The organism is Micromonospora sp. WMMD980 (assembly GCF_029626035.1).
Taxonomy (GTDB): domain Bacteria; phylum Actinomycetota; class Actinomycetes; order Mycobacteriales; family Micromonosporaceae; genus Micromonospora.
The window spans coordinates 5,146,784-5,164,440 of record NZ_JARUBE010000003.1 but is presented as its reverse complement, the minus strand read 5'-3'; the positions used below and the strand labels follow the sequence as shown (position 1 = coordinate 5,164,440).

General features: G+C 69.0%; 19 protein-coding genes. 10 read left to right on the top strand and 9 right to left on the bottom strand.

The genetic code is table 11. The annotated features are described in order from the left end of the window. Positions 1 to 27 precede the first annotated feature (27 nt). The 7 genes from O7618_RS24275 to O7618_RS24245 are packed head-to-tail and all read right to left on the bottom strand — an operon-like array spanning position 28 to position 5,018. Complete coding sequence (locus O7618_RS24275) at positions 28 to 375, bottom strand: TadE/TadG family type IV pilus assembly protein (RefSeq protein WP_278108429.1); 348 nt, start codon at positions 373 to 375, stop codon at positions 28 to 30. 59 nt (positions 376 to 434) lie between these two features. Next, positions 435 to 641 (bottom strand): hypothetical protein, encoded by a 207-nt coding sequence (locus tag O7618_RS24270; RefSeq protein WP_278108428.1) that lies wholly within the window; start codon positions 639 to 641, stop codon positions 435 to 437. 11 nt (positions 642 to 652) lie between these two features. Further along, complete coding sequence (locus O7618_RS24265) at positions 653 to 1,519, bottom strand: type II secretion system F family protein (RefSeq protein WP_278108427.1); 867 nt, start codon at positions 1,517 to 1,519, stop codon at positions 653 to 655. After that, positions 1,516 to 2,376, bottom strand: coding sequence for a type II secretion system F family protein (locus tag O7618_RS24260; RefSeq protein WP_278108426.1), 861 nt, complete (start codon positions 2,374 to 2,376; stop codon positions 1,516 to 1,518). The genes O7618_RS24265 and O7618_RS24260 overlap by 4 nt, the downstream gene beginning before the upstream one ends. Continuing rightward, a complete protein-coding gene (locus O7618_RS24255) occupies positions 2,373 to 3,674 on the bottom strand; it encodes an ATPase, T2SS/T4P/T4SS family (RefSeq protein WP_278108425.1) in 1,302 nt (433 codons plus the stop codon). The genes O7618_RS24260 and O7618_RS24255 overlap by 4 nt, the downstream gene beginning before the upstream one ends. After that, entirely contained in the window at positions 3,671 to 4,417 is a 747-nt protein-coding gene (locus tag O7618_RS24250) for a hypothetical protein (RefSeq protein WP_278108424.1), read from the bottom strand. Before O7618_RS24250 ends, O7618_RS24255 begins: the two co-directional genes overlap by 4 nt. A 16-nt stretch (positions 4,418 to 4,433) precedes the next feature. After that, positions 4,434 to 5,018 carry an SAF domain-containing protein gene (locus tag O7618_RS24245; RefSeq protein ID WP_278108423.1) on the bottom strand — a complete coding sequence of 195 codons (585 nt, stop codon included), beginning with the start codon at positions 5,016 to 5,018 and terminating at the stop codon, positions 4,434 to 4,436. Between the two features lie 339 nt (positions 5,019 to 5,357). Between O7618_RS24245 and O7618_RS24240 the strand changes: the two genes are divergently transcribed. Then, positions 5,358 to 5,600 carry a hypothetical protein gene (locus tag O7618_RS24240; RefSeq protein WP_278108422.1) on the top strand — a complete coding sequence of 81 codons (243 nt, stop codon included), beginning with the start codon at positions 5,358 to 5,360 and terminating at the stop codon, positions 5,598 to 5,600. A gap of 352 nt (positions 5,601 to 5,952) precedes the next feature. On the opposite strand, the gene O7618_RS24235 is transcribed toward O7618_RS24240, so the two are convergent. After that, a complete protein-coding gene (locus O7618_RS24235; RefSeq protein WP_278108421.1) occupies positions 5,953 to 6,549 on the bottom strand; it encodes a hypothetical protein in 597 nt (198 codons plus the stop codon). 571 nt (positions 6,550 to 7,120) lie between these two features. Between O7618_RS24235 and O7618_RS24230 the strand changes: the two genes are divergently transcribed. The 3 genes from O7618_RS24230 to O7618_RS24220 all read left to right on the top strand — a co-directional run bounded on the left by O7618_RS24230 (position 7,121) and on the right by O7618_RS24220 (position 8,507). Beyond that, positions 7,121 to 7,696, top strand: a complete 576-nt coding sequence (locus O7618_RS24230) for a peptidase A24 (RefSeq protein ID WP_278108420.1) — start codon at positions 7,121 to 7,123, stop codon at positions 7,694 to 7,696. Positions 7,697 to 7,957: 261 nt separating this feature from the next. Then, positions 7,958 to 8,158, top strand: coding sequence for a hypothetical protein (locus tag O7618_RS24225; protein ID WP_278108419.1), 201 nt, complete (start codon positions 7,958 to 7,960; stop codon positions 8,156 to 8,158). A gap of 49 nt (positions 8,159 to 8,207) precedes the next feature. Next, complete coding sequence (locus O7618_RS24220) at positions 8,208 to 8,507, top strand: hypothetical protein (protein WP_278108418.1); 300 nt, start codon at positions 8,208 to 8,210, stop codon at positions 8,505 to 8,507. 85 nt (positions 8,508 to 8,592) lie between these two features. Here O7618_RS24220 and O7618_RS24215 read toward each other — a convergent pair whose 3' ends face one another. Next, positions 8,593 to 8,985, bottom strand: a complete 393-nt coding sequence (locus tag O7618_RS24215; protein WP_278108417.1) for an Lsr2 family protein — start codon at positions 8,983 to 8,985, stop codon at positions 8,593 to 8,595. Between the two features lie 668 nt (positions 8,986 to 9,653). Between O7618_RS24215 and O7618_RS24210 the strand changes: the two genes are divergently transcribed. From O7618_RS24210 to O7618_RS24185, 6 genes are all read left to right on the top strand, one after another. Continuing rightward, the gene (locus tag O7618_RS24210) at positions 9,654 to 10,895 is read left to right on the top strand and encodes an IS110 family transposase (protein WP_278108416.1); all 1,242 of its coding nucleotides are present in this window, start codon (positions 9,654 to 9,656) and stop codon (positions 10,893 to 10,895) included. A 629-nt stretch (positions 10,896 to 11,524) separates the two neighbouring features. Further along, positions 11,525 to 13,972: an EAL domain-containing protein gene (locus tag O7618_RS24205; RefSeq protein WP_278108415.1), complete on the top strand. Its 2,448-nt coding sequence runs from the start codon at positions 11,525 to 11,527 to the stop codon at positions 13,970 to 13,972. Between the two features lie 675 nt (positions 13,973 to 14,647). Further along, complete coding sequence (locus O7618_RS24200) at positions 14,648 to 15,043, top strand: hypothetical protein (RefSeq protein ID WP_278108413.1); 396 nt, start codon at positions 14,648 to 14,650, stop codon at positions 15,041 to 15,043. Between the two features lie 124 nt (positions 15,044 to 15,167). After that, positions 15,168 to 16,001: an SAM-dependent methyltransferase gene (locus O7618_RS24195; RefSeq protein WP_278108411.1), complete on the top strand. Its 834-nt coding sequence runs from the start codon at positions 15,168 to 15,170 to the stop codon at positions 15,999 to 16,001. A 357-nt stretch (positions 16,002 to 16,358) separates the two neighbouring features. Beyond that, on the top strand, positions 16,359 to 16,670 hold the full coding sequence (locus O7618_RS24190; RefSeq protein WP_216932790.1) for a transposase: 312 nt from the start codon (positions 16,359 to 16,361) through the stop codon (positions 16,668 to 16,670). Beyond that, positions 16,667 to 17,593, top strand: coding sequence for an IS3 family transposase (locus O7618_RS24185; protein WP_278108410.1), 927 nt, complete (start codon positions 16,667 to 16,669; stop codon positions 17,591 to 17,593). Before O7618_RS24190 ends, O7618_RS24185 begins: the two co-directional genes overlap by 4 nt. The last annotated feature ends 64 nt before the right edge of the window (positions 17,594 to 17,657 follow it).

Sequence of the window (17,657 nt, the reverse complement as noted above, 5' to 3'; positions counted from 1 at the left end):
TCAGGCGGCAGTGCTCTCGTGGGGCCCTCAGGGACGGAATCTTTCGACGGGTGCGCTGACCCGGGTGTGCACCGGTAGGCGCAGGCCCGGGATCACCGTGGGCGCGCGGCCGAGGACCGCGACGGTGGCGGTGTCGGCGTCGCGCTGCACGGCCACCCGGGCGTCGGTTACGACGCGACCGGCGACCTGCTCGAGCACGGCGGTGGCGTCGGTGTGCCCGGCGGCGGCGGTGCCGCCGGCCACCCGGGTGGTCTGCAGGGCGTGGTTGGCGGCGTGTTGCACGCCGAGCTGCGCCAGCGCCCACAGCGCCAGTTGCACACCGAGCAGGACGAGAAGGAACAGCAGCGGCGCGTACAGCACCACCTCGGTGGTCACCGACCCGCGGTCGCCGCCTCGCCACGCGCGCCGAGGATGGCCTCTGGCGGCGCGCCGGTTCACAGGCTGATCCCGTTGATCTTCGACAGGATCTTGGAGCGGAAGATGCCGTAGACGGCCAGGACGAGGGTGACCAGCAGGGCGATCCACATAACTTTCTCGGTGGTCTCGCTGCCCCGGTCGCCGTCGGCGCGCAGCCGGCGGATCCGGTTGGCTGCGCTCGCGCGCAGCAGGGTGAGCTGGGTCAGGAGCCAGCTGAGCCGCATGGTTGACCTCCTCAGAATGCATCGACGGTGCTGACGGCGGGGTAGAGCAGGAACAGCAGGTAGGCGGCGGCGAGGAGCATGACTGGCATGGACATGCGTTCGGTGGCGGCGTTGGCGCGGGCTTCCAGGGCGGCGGCCTGGTGGGCGCGCAGGGTCGCGGCGCGGATGCTCAGCGAGTCGCGGATGCGGGCGCCTTCGTTGCCGGCGAGGCTCATCGTGGCGGCCAGCTCCCGCAGCTCGACGACGCCGGTGTCCGCCCCGAGCTCATCGAGGGCCTGCCAGGGCGGTATCCGTAGCAGCCGGGCGGTGTCCACCGCCCGGCGCAGCCGTTGCGATGCCCAACCGGCGTTGTCTGCGCAGGCGTCGTCGAGGGCTTGTTCGAGACCCGCGCCACCGGCGAGGGAGATCACGACGAGGTCAAGCACGGCGGACAGGGTGTAGCGCAGCTCGTCGCGGCGCCGTCCGGCTTCGGCGCGCACCGTGGACTCGGCGAGCCACCAGCCGCCGGCGGCGCCGGCCAGGGACACCCAGGCGGGCGTGCCGGCGGCGAAGGTGACCCCACCGGCGGTGAGGGCGGCCATCACCGTCGGCGGCAGGACTAGGCCGGCGAGCACGGCGAGGGTCTGATCGGCCAGGTGCAGCGCGGCGGGCCGTTCGAGCACGGCCAGGTCGGCGCGCGTCCGCCGCCGCGGCAGACCGAGCGCGCGAAGCGGCGCGGCCATCAGCCGCACCCGCGCCGACGTCGGTTGCTCGGGCGCGGCGGGTGCACGGCGCAGCGCGTCGAGGGCGTCGGCGAGGGCGGGTCGCGCCGGAACGAGACCAGACGCGGCGAGGAGCAGGCCGAGGCCGGTGAGCAGGCCGCACGCGAGCACGATCACGACGACCGCCCCTGGCCGGCCGCGATCCCGGCTTTGGCAAGGACTCTCGGGGGTTCGGGGAGGCGGGAGACGCGGGCCAGCCACCAGAATCCGGCGGTGAACACGGCGCCGACGACGAGGAGCACCAGCTGTCCGGTCACACCGTGGTAGGGGGCGAGGAAGCCGCGGTTGAGAACGATCAGCCCGGCGACCATCGCTGCGGCGGTGCCGGTGATGACGCGCGCGGCGGTACGGGTCGCGGCCCGTTTCGTGGCCACCCGCATCCTGATCCCGGCCAGCTCCCGCGCGGTGACGGCGAGGCTGGTCAGGCACTGCGACAGTTGCCCGCCGTGGTAGCCGGCGGCCTGCGTCAACGCCGCGACCACGAGGTCGGCAGTCGCATCGGCGAGGTCGTCGGCGAGCACCCGCAGCGCGTCCGGCAGGCGGGCGCCGGCGCGCACCGCCGCAGCGAGGGCCTGCACCTGGGGGCGGATCGGCTGCGGGGTGACCGGGGCGGTTGCGGTGATCGCCTGTTCCAGCCCGGCGGCGGACGACAGGGTGTCGCGCAGCAACTCCGCCCAGGTCGCGATCGCCTCGATACGGGCCACGGCCCGGTTGTGCTCGCGGTCCGGGCCGAGCACGCGCGGCAGCGCCCACACGGCGACGCCGGCCAGCGGCGCCGCCACCGGCCACCGGGTCACCATCGCAGCGGCAGCGCCCCCGCCGAGGACGGCCAGAAACCGGGCCCGCTCGATGCCGGCCCACCCTCGACGCCGTCGTCGCGTTAGGTTCACGAGCGGTCGACGGCGCAGCCCGTCGACGATGAGGGTCAGGCCGGCGGCGCAGCCCAGGCCGAGCAGGATCGGCAGCAGACTCACCGTCCCCACCTTTTCCCGTCGAGTATGCCGACGTTGAGGCCAGCGGCGATCAGGTCGTCGAGGGTGTCGGCGCGCAGCGGCGCGGCCGGCACCGCCCGCCGGTCGGGGCCGGGTCGGAAGATCTCGTTGGACGGCACCTGTGTGCCGTCGGTCTCCAGAACCTGCCGCACCGAGGACAGGACGCGGGTGCCGTCGGTGGCGACGTCGAGGTGCAGCACGAAGTCGACTGCCTGACCGATGAGCACGTTCGCCGCGTCGAAGCTGAGTTTCTCGGGGGCCTGCATCACGTACATCGCCAGCCGGGTCAGGGCCTGCTTGCTGGACGAGGCGTGCACGGTGCACATCGATCCGTCGTTGCCCTGCGACATCGCCAGGAGCATCGGCACCGCTTCGGCGCCGCGGGACTCCCCGACGATGACCCGGTCCGGGCGCATCCGTAGCCCCCACGTCACCATCGTGGCCATGTCGATCCCGCCGACGCCCTCCAGGTTCGGCTCGCGCTGTTGCAGCGCCGTGGTATTCGGATGCGCGTCGGTGTCCTCATCCAGGCCCAGCTCGAACGCGTCCTCCACGGTGACGATCCGCTCGGACGGACTGATCGCGGTTGCGGCGGCGCGCAGCAGAGTCGTCTTCCCCGCGCCCGTCCCACCGCAGATCACCAGATTCTTGCGGGCCCGCACCAGCGCCCGGATCAGGTCACGCAGCCCGGGCGTCAACTCTCCCCGGTCGACGAGATCGTCGAGGGTGACCCGGCGCAGGACGTTGCGGCGGATCGACACCGACGGCCTTTTCGACACAGCCATCACCGCGAACAGCCGTTGCCCGCCCGGCAGGCGCAGCGACAGGCCCGGCGACCCGCGGTCGAAACGCCGCTCCTCCTGACCGCTGCGCGCCGCCGCGGTCCGTACCAGGTCGACCAGCTCGTCGTCGGTGGCCGCGACCGGCGGCACCTGCGACACCTGCCCGTCGGCAGTGCGGATCCACACGTTGTCGCAGCCATTGGCGAAGATGTCCTCCACCCGTTCGTCGTCGAGCAGCGGCTGCAGACCGCCCAAGCCGAGGAAGCTGTCGCGCACGGCACGCGCCAGCGCCGCCTCGACCTGCCGCGATAACGGGCTGCGACCAGCGGTGATGATCTCCCCGGCGTAGGTGAGCAGCTCCTCGGCGATGTAGCCGGCGATGACCGGCCGCCGCTGCGCCTCGGGAAGCTGCGCGCCGTGCGCGGCGAGACGGTCGCTGACCCGGGCGCGCAGCACCGCCACCAGCTCCGGCGCGACCGCGGTCACCGGTGCGCTCACCGCACGACCTCCAACGCGGCGCGCGTCGCGCCGGGCTGCGGCGGCGGCGGCGCGGAGAGGGCGACGCCCAGGCCGCGCAGCGCCAGCGCCAACCGAGTCCGCGTCCACGCCGGCCCGGCCAACCGGCCGGTCAACACGGCCGCGCCCCACCGGTCCGTGGGCAGATACGCCCACACCGGCACGCCAAGCCGCCCACTGATTTCCCGCGGTTCGTAGACGCCCTTGCCCGACACCACCACACCGAGACGCGAAGTACGCATCGCCGCGCGTATAGCCGGAAGCCGAGTATCGACGTGGTCTAGGTGCTCGGTGTCACCGGCCGTCACGACCACCAGCGCATCCACCCTGGGCAGCAGCCCGTGGGCGGGGCTGCCCGAGTAGAGGCGGCCAGCGTCGAGGATCACCACCGGCGCCAGCCCCGCCACCACGTCCGGTCGGGCGCTCAGCACGGAAACCGCCTGCGCGCAGGTGTCGGCCGCACCGGGCCCCACCATCGCGTGTACGCCTAGTGGCAACGGCTGCACGAACCGTGCCAGCCCACCTGAGGGCAGGCCGTGACGCGACGCGGCTGCCAACCCCGCCAGGCCCGGCTCCTGCGGCACCCCGAACCGCGCGCCGAGCACCCCGCCGCACGGGTCGACCTCCGCTACCAAACCCGGCCTGCCCGGCCAGAGAGCGGCCAAGCCCAGCGCGGCGGTCGACACCCCGGGCGCGCCGGACACCGACGCGAGCATCACCAACATGTCGCTTCCCCCTCGTTCATTGGTCTGGCCTGAGCTGCACCAGCGCCACGTCACCCGATGCCGAGGCCACCGTCTCAGCCTCCTGAACGCTCAGCAGCAGCGTCACCACCTGCCCGCCCTGCTCCGCCTCACTCGCGGACACCACGCTGGCCATCGCCCGCCGGGTCTGTGCTGCCTGGCCCGCGGGCGGGCTGCCGCCCCCGGCCTGATCGACGCTGGCAGGAAGCCCGACGAGCACCACCACCCGCGCGCCCGCAGCGAGCCCGGCTGGTGCACGGCCGGTCTTGACCGCTACCGCGATCACCGCCTGCCCCGTCGGAGGCCATGCCGACGGCCCTACCTGCGCCGGGGCCAGCAGGGTCCCGGCGGCCAACGGGACCGCCGCCGCGCGCCCCACGACCTCGTCGCGTCGATCCGCGGCGAGTAGGTCAAGGTCCGAAGGGTTAGCCACCCGCACTACCCGCACATCCGCCTCGGCAATGACGACGCCGGCGGGCACCGGCCGTGCCACCGCCAGGAACTGCTCCCCGGCATGCCGGCGCAGGTCGACCTGCCAGAACGTCATCACTGTCGCGACAACCAGCAGCAGTCCGGCGGCCACCCGCCGCCCGTTGGGCCGCCCCGCCCGCGAACGCGCCGCTGGCGCGGTGGTCGCCGGCTGCGGGCGGACGGGAGCGGTGCTCATCTGGCGCTCCCGACGATCGCCTGCGACTGCGCGACCCGCACTGCCCTGGCCGCCGTCGTCGTCAACGGTGCCAAGGTGCCCCCGCCACCCGGCCCTGACCACGTCACCGTCCACGTGACGGTCGCCCGCAAGATGAACGCCGCTCCAGGCACGGCAGAAGACGATCGGGTGTAGGTGTGCCCACACGACGACACCGCCAGCGGGTCCGTGCCTGACGTCCACGGTCGGCCCGGACCCGCGCAGGTCACGTCAGAGGTGCCGTCGGAGAACGACCACCGCACCCTGGTCGGCGTCGCCGTGGCGGTCACCGTCACCCCCGGCACCGACGCCGACGCCGACCGGATTCCCCAGGTCACCGAATCCACCCACAACCACACCGGCACTCGCACCAACACGAACGGCGCTCCGTCAGGGTTCGTGCGAATCTCCGGAAGGGGCAACCGCAACCGCGACCGCGCAGTCAGCGCCAACGCGCCCACATCCACCCCAGGCGGCTGATCCAGCCACTCCGGCGTGCCCTGCGAACCGATGCCGTCGATGTTGCAGGTCCGCGCGTACCACCCACCTCGCAGATCGCTGCCTGCCGGCGGCGGCCGGTCACTGACAACGGGAGCCCAATAGCAACTGCGGTCGCCGTCTGCGTCCTCGCCAGCTGAGCCGCCGTCACCAGGGCGACCAGGTGGGCGGTCAGGCTTACCGGGATGAACGGCGATGATGTCGCAGCCTGCGGCTGAAGGATTTTGGGCACAATCGACGTCACCGAAACCACCGTCGGCCTCTGCCACCCCCGCACAGGCCAGGACGGCGGTGACGCCGATGACGATGCTCAACCCCAGAGCCCGGCGGCGCCTCAGCATGTGCCGACGCCCTGCACGGCGAAGGTGGCGACCTTCCAGCCCTGCGCACCGAGGTCGGTGACCGTCGCCCGAGTCGCCCGACGGCCACCGGGCACATCGTTGATCGGCTTTCCGGATGCCGTGTAGACGAGGAAGTGGGTGTCGTCGACGCAGTCCGTCACCGTCACGCTCAGCGGTGACGACGTTAGTGACTTTTGTGCTATTCGAGGTTCCGATGAGTACCTGCCCTTGAGGATCTGGCCCTTGCTGCGGTAGGACGACAGCCCCTTCTTGAGCGTCGCCAGCGCATCGCCGCCGGCGAATCGGACGAGTTCCGGCTCGTTCGGATCAGCGGTGCGCCCAGCCTTCGCGTAGGCCTGCCACATCCCCCGATAGGCGGCTAGCGCCGCCTCCTCGCGGCTTGCGTCCGGTGAGCCGTCCGACTGTCTCGCAGGCGTAGGCGTTGGCGGTGGCGACTCGTTGTCGGCGTCACCGCCGTCGCAGGCGCCGATCATGGCCGCGAGGCACAGGCCGAGGGGGACCGTGGCTAGGCGTAGCCAGGTGGCCGGTCGGTCGACGCGGCGGCGCTTCGCGATGATCTGTGGCGTCATCTGTGATCTCGTTTCCGTGCGTTGGCGAGACGACGGGGCCTCGCGGTCCTGGGCTTTCCGGCCCTCACCCCGCAGCCTCGGACAGCCGGTCGGCGGCGACATCCGTATGCGGTACAGCAGCTACCCCGCCTGCGGGGCCACGACCGTCGCCAACAACCATGGTTGCCTAGATCCGAACCACAGTTGAGGGTTGCGATGGCGAGCTAAGCACATTCGAGCACCCGTCGTCAACCACAGTTGGGCCTCATCCAACTAAGGTTGCGGACATGTCATGGGTGCCCCGGTTTTCGACAATGGGCGTATTGCTGCAACCACCTGCCGCGCAGCCGATGGCTGCTCCACATGAACGCCCCACGTGGCCGCGGCGCGGACGCGTAGGTTGGGCCTTCGCCTGTCAGCCCGCGACAGCGACGCGGCCGGCCAGCGGCGGCAAGCCGTGACCCATGCGCTCTACTGGGGCAGCGTGCTGTGCGGCGCGGTGGCGGGGAGCGTCCTACCCTCAGCTTGCGCCCACACAGTCGCCCACCTTCAGGCGCATCGTGACAGTGCCCTTCGCTGGTCGAGGGCCGGCATGACGGTGGGAGCCCGTCGGGCTCGGTGGCAGTTCGGCCGCTCGGCCACGCTCGGCATAAGCATTCTCGGCACGTCGACCGCGTCGGCGGCGATCGCACGGCTACTCGGTGACCGGCCGAGCGGCGCGCTGATGGTTGGGGTGTGGCTTATCGTGCTGTACTCAGGAATTCTGCTGGCCGTCGTCGACATCGCCACCCGCCGGCTCCCCACACCCCTGATCAGCGTCGCCTCGCTCGCAACAGGAGCGGCTCTCTTGGCCGACGCCGCAGCGACCCGACAGGCTCACACCCTGACCACGGCACTGCTAGCCGCCATCGCACTCGGCGGTGGTCACCTGATCCTGGCCGTCGCCGGTCCCAGCACGACAGGTCTCGGAGACGTGCGGATGGCTGCACTGCTCGGCGCGGCCCTGGGAGCGCTCGGGTGGTCCGAGGTGATGTGGGGCGCATGCCTGCCCTACGCAGTCGCTTTGCCCGAGGCGCTGGCCAGGCTCCTGTCACGCAAACCCGACCTCGCCTTCGGCCCATACCTGCTCGCCGGCGCCCTCCTCGCGGTCGTCATCGTCAACTTCTAAATGCTCGCGGGTTCAAACGCCGGCCCAGCCCGACGCTTGGACAGGCGACGGCGAGAGTTGCGACGGCCCACCTGGGGCCAGCGTCAGACGCGGATGACCACCGAACGTCAGGGGTCTGGCGGGTAGCCCTTTAACCTCACCGCCGCGACAGCGCTGGCCGGCGGTCCGAACGACACGTGCGAGAACGGTTCCTGCCCCGCCACGGCGTCCCGATCGGGCATCGCAATGCCCCGATCGAAAGCCGATGCGTACCGTCGACGGATGGACGTGCTGTTGCGGGGCGGCCCGGGCGACGGTCAGGTCGTGCCCGGCGGCGGTGAGACCGTGCTCTGGCGGGCCTGCCTGTACGAGATCACCGGCGAGCATGGGCACCAGCGCAGCGGACCGAGCCTGCGGGTCTACCGGCACCGCAGTGATTGCTGCGAGCCCCGGGGACGGGGTAGCGACGACCGTTGCGAGTGACCTGCCACATCACCCTGACCGAAACTTAGAACACCTGTACGATGTGGGCGTGGAGGAGGTCACCAAGCGTTGGTGGAACGGCAGTTGGGGACGACTGACCCGACGCGATGTGTGGCTTGTCCGCCAGACCCGATGGAGGGTTGTCGCGCGCGCCGGCGACACCGAGACTGGCAACCTGCTGGGCTGGAGCTACGACTCTCTCGACGACGCCACGGCGATGGTCGATCGCCTCCTGCGAGCCAGTACGTCGGGGCAATGGAGGGAGCAGCAGAGCGGCTCCCTTCCCGATGCGGCTCAGTCCAGCGACCGTGACACCCCATCGCGTCGACACGGTAACCCCAACTCGTGAAGGACAGTGAGCGCCGCCATGCCAATAGCGAACGAGACGGCGCCCAGAGTCGAGGAATCGGCTGGGCCAGACCGGCGCGCTGACTCTACGCGCCGGGTTGACGGCCCGCGCTCGCGTGGTACTCGGCCACGATCTCTTGCGGGATCCGACCTCGATCGGAGATCGCCTTGCCGGTCCGCTTCGCCCAGTCTCGGATCGCCTTGTTCTGCACACGATCAACGCCGGGCTCACCGCGGGCACGTCGCGAGCCGCTCGGACCGGCGACACCTCGGAACGCCCGCGTGCTAGCGGTGATACCTCCGCGTCCCACCTTCGCGCCGCTGCTGGTGTAGGGCGCGAAGACGTCCCGCAACTGGTCGGCATTGGAGGCCGACAGATCGATCTCGTACTGCACCCCGTCGAGCGCAAACGTCACCGTCTCGTCGGCGTCGCCGCCGTCTAAATCGTCGACCAGCTTATGGATGATCTGCTTAGCCATCGCGTCATCAGTCCAATCAGAAGAGTGTGAGCCGAACAGTAACCCCTGGTGCCGTTTTAGGGAAGCGGGATGCCTGTGTGCCACACAGGCGCAATAGCCAGTCCGGAACAATCACGCGTCGCCAATACCGAGAAATTGTCATCGGTCAGTGCCGGAACCAACGCGAGCGGTGGCGGATGGGAAGCCGCGCCTTGCACCCGACGCCCTCAAGCCGCTCCCCACCCCCGCCAATGTGAACGCAGCGCATAGAACTCACTACTAAAAGTTTTCAGCCTGCGGGTCGACCAGCGGCTGCTCGTTGAGGTCGGAACAGCGCGAACTCCGCAAGGTGGCGGGCTATGAAAGGGGAGATGTCCCACGGCGGGTAGTACCGCCGCGCGGGTGACGATTGCCGGGCAGTTCGTCGCCGCTGTTGCCTCAGCCCTGTCGCCCTCACGCGATCAGATCCCGAGCGCACTTCCGCACCTCGGCTTTCCAGGCAGCACGAGCGCCGAGGTCTACGCGGCCCCAGCGACTCGATCCCTGCCGATAGTTGACCTAGTGTCCGTTCCCGGCGATCAGTGATCGCCGCTGGTCGGGCCATGCCCTTTGCGATCCTGAGCCGTGAGCTCTGACGTGAGACCGCGCGGCCCGACCAGCCCCTAGCTACCTACCGGAACTGGACACGCGTGAAGTACTTCGCCGGCCTGGACTGGGGCGAAAGCCACCACGATCTGGCCGTAGTCGATGACCACGGTCAGCTCGTCACCCACACCCGTCTACCCGACAACCACGAGGGCCTGGCGCAACTCCTTGCCACCCTCACCACGGTCCGGCGAAACCGCCGGTCGATTCCGATCGGCATCGAGACCGGCCGGGGCTTGATGGTCGCCGGCCTGCTCAAGGCGGGCCAGCCCGTGGTCGTGCTCAACCCGACCCAGGTGGCAAACTACCGCAGCCGGCTTGCCGCTCAGAAAAAGAAGTCCGACCGCGGTGACGCCCGTCTGCTCGCGCACGTACTGCGCGTCGACGGCGACGCTCACCGCAGCACACCTGCGGTAAGCACCAACGCCGCTGCGCTGCGAGAGTTGACCCGCGCGCACCGGCAAGCGCTTCACAGCTCCGGCTTGCTTGCCCGCCGACTTCGGTCCGTGCTCAGGGACTACTACCCCAGCGCGGCGACCGCTTGGGCGCACCTGCCCGCTGGCCTCACCAGGCCCGAAGCCCGCATCGTCCTCGCCGCCGCCCCCACTCCGACCCGCGCCGCCCGACTCACCCGTCGCCGCTTGGAGACGCTGCTCACCGCTGCCGGCCGCACTCGACTCATCGGCACCGAAGCCGCCCGCCTGCACGAGCTGTTTCACACTCCCGCGCTACGTCAGCCAGCGGGCATCGAAGCCGCAATGGGGCATCGCGCTGCTGCCCTACTCACCCAACTCGACGCGACGATCACCTCCGCGCAGAACCTGTGGGTCGAGGTCGAGGTCTTGGCGGACCAGCACCCACAGACTGAGATCTACCGAAGCTTTCCCGGTATGGGTCCACTGCTCGCCGCCCGACTGCTCGCCGAACTCGGCGACGACCCCCGCCGCTTCCCCACCTCACGCAATCTGCGGGCGTTCTGCGCGGCGACTCCGATCACCTGGGCCAGCGGCACCTCCCGCAGGGTCAGTCACCGCCGTAAGACCAATCCCATCCTGGCCGAGACCGGTCACCTGTGGGCCTTTGCCGCACTGACCCGCTCGCCGGGCGCCCGAGCGCTCTACGACCGACGCCGCGCTGCTGGCGACCGCCACCCCGCAGCCCTGCGCAGGCTCTACGCTCACTTCCTCGGCAGCCTGCACTACTGCCTGCGTCACCACGTCCACTACCGCGATGAACTTGCCTTTGCCCGATCCACGACGCCTGGAATGGCCGAGAACGGGACGTGAGCCGGGAGCCGGGGCGACGCCCAGGATTCACCCCGGGCCACGAGCCCTCGCGCGGGAACGGCGCGCCCCGGCCTCCCCCACAAACCCCTCCCACGACGCCCCGACGCACGCACGACTCCCAGGCAGGTGCAATGCGTGGTCCTGAGCGTCTTTACCTTGGCGGTTCTGGCGGACGACGCGCTCGCCGGCTCGCCGCGCAAAGATCGTGCCGTGACATGCTCCCCTCGATCGTGAAGGCGAGCCGACGAAACCGCGACCGGCCCCGATACAGCCACCGACTGGCCGCCAACCTCGAACCAGCGGCATCTGACGCCGCGTGTTTGCGACAATCACTTGCGGTTGCCACCTTGGGCAAGCGATGCCCGATGGCAAGAGACATCAACACCGAGGGTTAAGATTTGCCATCAGGTAGCGCACGGATTGTGACGCCAGCCCGCCTGGTTCCACGGTGGATGACCAAAAAGACTCCTAGGTGTTGATTGCGGATGATGCGCAGCCATACCTTTTGAATTGTCGCTACATTGAAGGGGGTGTAGGTCATGCACAAAGGCGTCGAGTGGAACTGAATTGGCACAGCCGGTTAGCGTGGGACTTCGTTGACATGGCGGTGTGAGCCCACGGAGGCGTAATTGATCTCGATCCAGCGTGGACGGTGGGCGCTGGGTCTGCTCACGGGAACCATCGCTATAGCGGCGCTGGCCTGCCTGGCCTGGGCGGTGGCCCAGCTGGACAAGCCGGCGCCGGCCACATCCTGGGTGTACGCACTGACGGGCGTGGCGTTGATGGCGATGGGCGCGGTTCTACCCATGCCGCTGCCCTCCCGGATGCCGATCAGGATCACCCTCATCCCGACGGCGTGCATCGTGTGCGTCGCGGTGCTACCCGCGCATTGGGTAGTGATCTGCACCGCCGTCGGAGTCTCGATCGGTCGTGCCGCGCGGCAGCCCGCGCGAAAGGTGGGCGCACACAAGCTCATCCACAACACCAGCGTGGACATCGTCACCGCCTCCGTAGCGGCGATGGTCATGTCCAGGGTCGGGTTCCGGCCGGGGGCCGGCGAGTCGAGCAGTGGGGAGCTTCAGCCAGCTTGGGTGGTTGTCGCGTTCCTCGCCGCAGCAGTGGTGGCCCTGCTGTTCGAAGAGCTGGTGACAGCCGCTGCGGTGACATGGTCAACCGGACAGCCGCTCGTGATGACCCTGCGATTCCTCTGGCGTACACGGCTCGCAGTCGCCATCGGAGAGGTGATTGCCGCTGTGACGATCGCCGTCGCCCTCATGGTTGAGCCAAGAGTCCTCATCGCCTTGCCCTCGACGATGATGGCCCTGTACTTCGCCGTCAGTCATCGACTGCGGATCCGCGAGGAGCGACGCGTCTGGGAGCGCTTGACCGTTTTGAGCGATGCGCTGTCCGCGAGGAACCTCGACGAAGTGCTTCACACCGCTGCCGCCGGTGCGGTGGAGCTGTTCGGCGCACAGTCGGCCGATATCGAGATCACCCGGGAGCGGCGCGTGGTGCGCGCCGTCCTGCGGGGCGATGTGGCGCTGATCGAGTATGACGGAGATCCCGACGCCGTTCCGCCCGGCGCAGATTGGCCAGCGGTACTCAACCACGATTTCGGCGACCAAACGACGGGCGTACGCGGCGAGGTCCGCCTACGGCTAAGCGGTTCGCAAGACGCGCCGTCGGTGCGCGAGCGCGCGACGTTGCGTGCGTTCGTCGCGGCGCTCTCGTCAAGTGTCGACCTAGCCCATGCCTACGGCTTGCTCGCGCGCGAAGCAACTCACGACAAGGACACTGGGCTACCGAATCGACTCGGGTTGTCGCAGTGGTGCACTGCCATCCCCGACGTGTCGTGCCACATCCTGGCGGTGCATGTAGAGAACCTGCACTTCTTGGCCGACACCATGGGGCAGGAACGGGCGCGAGCGGTCCTCGCTCAGGTAGCGGATCGGCTGCGTCACCTGTCGGCGGACCGCACGGCTGTCGCGGCTCGCGTCGGTGACGCCACCTTCGCCCTCGTCCTACGTGGGTTGGCCGATGATCTAGCGTATCAGCGGGCCTGCAGGGCGGTGGCAACGCTGCGTCACAGCATTGACGTCGCCGGTCGCCGTATCGATCTGCGGGCCAGCGCAGGCATGGCGTCGGGCGCGCCAGGGCCGGCGGTACTTGATGCCGCCGAGCGGGTGCTGTGGCGGGCCTTGCGTCGGGGTGAGGACAGGCTCGTGTCCTACAAGTCAGGCACAGTCGGTGAATGGTCGTTGGCCCGCGAGCTGACCCAGGCCCGGATGTCGATCTCCTACGAGCCTGTGGTGGATCTCATCAGCGGGAGGATCACAATGGTGCATACGGTTCCCCGTTGGTTGTATTCACGCAACGACCTGCTCGCCGCGGATGACTACGTGTACCAGCACATTGACGATATTGAAGGCTTGCAGGCGTTGGCTACTCAGGTACTGGTGCGTTCGATGGCCGCAGCAGCCTCATGGCGCGACGCTCTACCAGGGGCAGCGCTCGCCGTACCGGTGCCCGCCGCGGCCGTGACCATGCAGCTCGCCACAACGGTGCGAGATCTCCTGCACACCTACGGACTGCCGGAGTCGCATCTGGTGCTGGCGCTCACCAGGCCACCAGCGACGTCGACCCGTGACTCCTCCAACCGGAACACCGAGGGCGATGGCGACCGTGGCGCCGCCGAGCAATTGACCAAGATGGGAGTGCGTCTGCTCCTGGACAACTACGGCAGCAGACACACAGATCTTGCGGCACTTAACGCCGTCGACTGGAGCTTCCTCCGCCTGCATCCTGCCTACTCGCTCGACTCGGGATGGCGTCCGGCTCGGTCAGTCATCCGCGCGGCTGTGGACCTCGCGGCGGACCTCGATCTCGTAGCCGTCGCTGCGGGCATCAGCACCCAGGACCAGCGCCAGGAACTGGCCGCCCTGGGGTGCGCCCTTGGAAGCGGCGAGTTGTTCGGGGGTGAGATGTTCCCAAGTCAGATTCGCGCGCACGCGCAACAGTGGAATCCGCAGCCGGTCGGCCCGGCGCCTCGACAGCGTCGGCTATACCGGGCGGGCTGACCGAGCCGGAGCCAGGCCCGCCGGTAGTGGGACAACAGGAATATCGCCGAACGGCGGCGTCGATCGTGAGCCACCCGTCGCGGCGGGGCCTACCGGCGCCCACCTCGCGACCTCTGCAGCGACGATGGGCGAGTCACGCATCGCTCTTTCCACGCGGGCCAGGTGCCGCGCCTCAGCTCGTACATCGTGTCGGTCGTGACGTGGCGTTGGCAGTGGCAGTGGCAGTGGCAGTGGCAGTGGCAGTGGCAGTGGCGAGCTTGGGGCATGTGATGCCATCGCCGTCTGCCGGTGCCGCAGGGCCACGGCGATCGTTGCCGCCTCGGCTACGGCGGCCGTCGCAGCCACATCGAGGCGGTGGCGTCGTGAGCGCACGGTCGCGCTGGCGTGCACCTGCGGGCTACACCAGGGTCGCAGTGCTCGTAGCGCTTCGTGTATCTCGACGACGGTGCGGTGACGCTGTCGACTGCCGCGAATCTCGGTAGGCACCGGGATGGCGGTACTAGTGGTGATGATGTCGAGGTCCGGCATACTGCGACGCAGCGTCATCCACAGGTGCAGCAGGTGCCAGTCCGAGCGGCGATCGGCCCACCAGCTCGTCGTCTCACGGGGTAGCCAACGCTGGCGGTCCTTCCCGTCGTTCTCGTCGGGTACGGCCTGCCCGGCGGCCTCGGTAAGTTGCTGATAGAGCAGATCCGCGGCGAGTTCGGCCTCAGCCTCGATCGTCCGATCAATGTCGTCGTGCCGGATGTCGCCGGGATGTTCGAGGACAAGGTGTGCGACTTCGTGCAGCACCGTCTGCGTCCGGGTCACCGTCGGCAGCGAGCGATCGACCAGGATGAAGTCGCGCTGCGGCCGGTCCGTGATGAGCAGGCCCGACGGGTGGCCAGGCTCCAGAGCGACGTCGCCAATCACAAGCTCACGGCCACGGGAAAGACCGATCGCCGTACACCAGGCGTCGACGGTGTACGGCGGGCGCGGACAGGGGATTCTCGCTCTCGCCAAGCGCCGCCGAAGGCGCGCCCGAGCCAGCAGCATCCCGACCTCCCGACACCGTCGTCAGCGCCGAATTGAAGGTCAGAGTGTAGCTGCATCTGTCGCTGTGTAAACGCCTGCGCACCGTCCGGGGCACCACAGAGGACATCACTCAGCTAAGCTGCCGCACCACAGACGATCTCACCGGCCGGCGGGAGCAGTGGTGACCAACCAGCAGGCAGACACGCCGAACGCCCAGCATCCCCGAGCCACCGTCGCTCGAATCTATGACTACCTTCTCGGCGGCAACCAGAATTTTGAGGCCGACCGTCGCGCCGCGCTGGACATCCTGAGCAAGGTACCCGCCGCGGCGAATCTCGCCCTGTCCAACCGACTTTTCCTGCGCCGCGCCGTGCACACCCTGGCCCAGGCAGGTATGCGGCAGTTCCTCGACCTCGGCTCCGGTATCCCCACCCAGGGCAACGTCCACGAGATCGCCCAAGCCGTCGATCCCGCGATCCGCGTTCTCTACGTCGACATCGACCCCGTCGCGGTGGTGGCGTCGAACCAGATCCTCGACGGCAACCTGACCTGCCGGGCGATCGAGGCCGACCTCACCCGCCCCGACGTCATCCTCGATGCGCTTGACGACAGCGACGTCGCGTCGATCATCGACTTCGACGAGCCGGTCGTGGCGCTCTACTGCTCCGTGCTGCAGCTGATCCCCGACGACCAGATCGAAGCGGTCATCGGGCCGATCCGGGACAGGCTCGTACCGGGCAGCGCCATGGTCATCAGTCATGTAGGCGTCGACGTTCCCGACCGCTGGGGCGAATCGACCGTGCACCAGGCGACCGACGTCTTCCGCACACAGGCCGCTACCGACATTCACTTCCGCACAGACGACCAGCTCAGGGCGCTGTTCAGCGACTTCGAGATGATCGATCCCGGCCTGGTGCCGCTGGACCGCTGGCGACCCCAACTCAGCGCACCCGACCCTTTCGTAGCCGCATCGATGCCCTCGCCGATGCGCGGTGCCGTGGCGTTCCGCCGCTAGTCACCGCTGCCACCACGCTTCGCACGCGAGGCCAGCTCGAGGTATCCCGTTGCCGTGCGGCGGCTGACCCTCGGTCGTCGGGCGATCGATAGATCTGCGTATCGGGAACTTGCGGCTACTGATGCGCGTCGCTCTTGCAGGACCGCTGCATAGAGCCAGAGGTGCGCGCGACGCAAGCCACTGTCCATGGCGGCTCGATGAGCCTCCCTGTCGGCGCTCCCTTGCCCGGAACTTGTCCGCTTGATGGCGGTCAAACTTGGCGCCCGTCGTAGTCAACGACGCCTTGCGCCTGAGCCACCCCCGTTTTCATGGAGCTTCTTGACCATGGTCTGATGGCCGTGGGGGAGGAAGTCGTCCGTGGCAGCACCGAAGAAGTACCCCGATGAGCTACGTCAGCGCGCTGTGCGCCTGTATCGCGAGTCGGACCCGAAGCCCGTGATCCGGCGCCTGGCCGAGCAGCTCGGTGTTCATCACGAGGCGCTCAGGAACTGGATCCGTCAGGCCGAGGCCGATGCGGGCGAGCGCACTGACCGGCCGACCAGCGAGATGCTGGAGGAGAATCGGCGGCTGGTGAAGGAGAACGCCGAGCTTCGACGGGCGAACGAGATCTTGAAGGCTGCGAGCGCGTATTTCGCGGCGGAGCTCGACCCGACCCGGCGACGGTCATGAGGTTCATCCACGAACACCGTGACCAGTTCGCGGTCGCGCTCCTGCTACGGGTCCTCAACATCGGCGCCTCGACCTACTACGCGTGGGTCAAGCAGGCCGAGCTGCCCTGTGACCGGAACGTGGTCGACCTGGGGCTGATCTCCAACATCCACGAGATCTGGGAGACCTCCGGGCGCACCTACGGCGCGGACCGGGTCCACCGGCAGCTACGCCGCGACGGCATCTACGTGGGCCGCAAACGGGTAGAGCGGCTGATGGCCGCCCACGGCTGGCAGGGGGCGTTCCTGCGTCGAGGCTGGCGCGGCGGCTCCACGAAGCAGGACCCGCGGCACACGCCGGCGCCGGATCTGGTGAACCGGCAGTTCACCGCCAATGGGCCGAACCGGCTCTGGGTCGCCGACGCCACCCGCATCCCGTGCGGCGAGGGCGTGTTCTGGCTCGCCGCCGTCCGCGACGTTTTCTCCCGCCGGATCGTGGGGTGGAAGACGTCTGACCGCTGCGACACCGACCTGATCCTCGCCGCCCTCGAATACGGCATCTGGTCCCGCGATGTCCGCGACGGCCAGTTGATCCACCACTCGGACCGCGGGTCGAACTACACGTCGTTCCGCTTCTCCGAACGCTTACAAGACAACGGGATCCTGCCCTCGATGGGCTCCGTCGGCGACTCCTACGACAACGCCCTGATGGAGAACTTCTGGTCCACGCTGAAGATCGAACTCGTCTACCGCACCTCATGGCGGACCCGCGACGAGGCCGAGAACGCGATCTTCGCCTACATCGACGGCTGGTACAACACCCGCCGCATCCAACGCGAGCTGGGCTACCTCAGCCCGAACGAATACGAGACCGCCTGGCACACCCGCCAGACGCAGCCAGCCGAGCCAACTACCGCCACCCCTGCGCCAGCCGGCAGCAGGTAACCACCGCTCCATCAAAGCGGGGGGAACTCAGCCGGATGCGGGACCTGAACGGACAGTCCCGCCA

Bases quoted from the DNA above. Each gene is read 5' to 3' on its own strand.
- O7618_RS24230 (WP_278108420.1), top strand. From the start codon at position 7,121: ATGACGGTGGGAGCCCGTCGGGCTCGGTGGCAGTTCGGCCGCTCGGCC.
- O7618_RS24235 (WP_278108421.1), bottom strand. From the start codon at position 6,549: ATGACGCCACAGATCATCGCGAAGCGCCGCCGCGTCGACCGACCGGCC.
- O7618_RS24270 (WP_278108428.1), bottom strand. From the start codon at position 641: ATGCGGCTCAGCTGGCTCCTGACCCAGCTCACCCTGCTGCGCGCGAGC.
- O7618_RS24250 (WP_278108424.1), bottom strand. From the start codon at position 4,417: ATGTTGGTGATGCTCGCGTCGGTGTCCGGCGCGCCCGGGGTGTCGACC.
- O7618_RS24225 (WP_278108419.1), top strand. From the start codon at position 7,958: ATGGACGTGCTGTTGCGGGGCGGCCCGGGCGACGGTCAGGTCGTGCCC.
- O7618_RS24185 (WP_278108410.1), top strand. From the start codon at position 16,667: ATGAGGTTCATCCACGAACACCGTGACCAGTTCGCGGTCGCGCTCCTG.
- O7618_RS24215 (WP_278108417.1), bottom strand. From the start codon at position 8,985: ATGGCTAAGCAGATCATCCATAAGCTGGTCGACGATTTAGACGGCGGC.